This is a genomic window from Halomonas sp. 3D7M (genome assembly GCF_014897885.1).
Classification (GTDB): Bacteria; Pseudomonadota; Gammaproteobacteria; order Pseudomonadales; family Halomonadaceae; genus Vreelandella.
The window spans coordinates 34,322-34,814 of sequence record NZ_JABUZF010000259.1 but is presented as its reverse complement, the minus strand read 5'-3'; the positions used below and the strand labels follow the sequence as shown (position 1 = coordinate 34,814).

General features: G+C 55.2%; 1 protein-coding gene. It reads right to left on the bottom strand.

From position 1 onward, the window contains the following. The coding region (gene gatC, locus INT22_RS21315; protein ID WP_226912841.1) for an Asp-tRNA(Asn)/Glu-tRNA(Gln) amidotransferase subunit GatC at positions 1-199 on the bottom strand (199 nt) is incomplete at its 3' end. Between the last annotated feature and the right edge of the window lie 294 nt (positions 200-493).

The following is a 493-nucleotide window of genomic DNA, read 5'->3' as shown; positions in this document are numbered from 1 at the left end:
CTTCGTCGGCTCGCAGCCGCTGTGTGGCATCCAGCGGGTGCGCAAGCGGCGCAACGCCATCGGTGTCCAGGCTTTGTAGCTGGTCGACCATGTCCAGGATGCGGCTTAGATCGTCGACAAAACCACTGGCTTGGTCATCGCTAACGGCGAGTCGGGCCAAGTGTGCGGCCCGGCGCACATGAGATTCTTCAAGCGCCATGATCGAATTTTCCTCGCAAACGTGATGGAACATATTCCGCGTTCAGCGGTATACATACGGTCATCTTAAATTCGTCTTGTGTAGCAGACGTAGAAAATAGCCGCAAAAGGTACCACATATTGGCCCTAACGGGCAGTATTAGGCACGACTCGTGCTTGCTGCCAAGGGGTAGCGGTGATACCGTTTGCATCCGCACAGGGTTCCCGGTCTGCACTAGGTAACAACATCCATGTTCAAACGTTTGAGGGGGCTGTTTTCCAGCGATCTGTCGATCGACTTGGGTACGGCCAACAC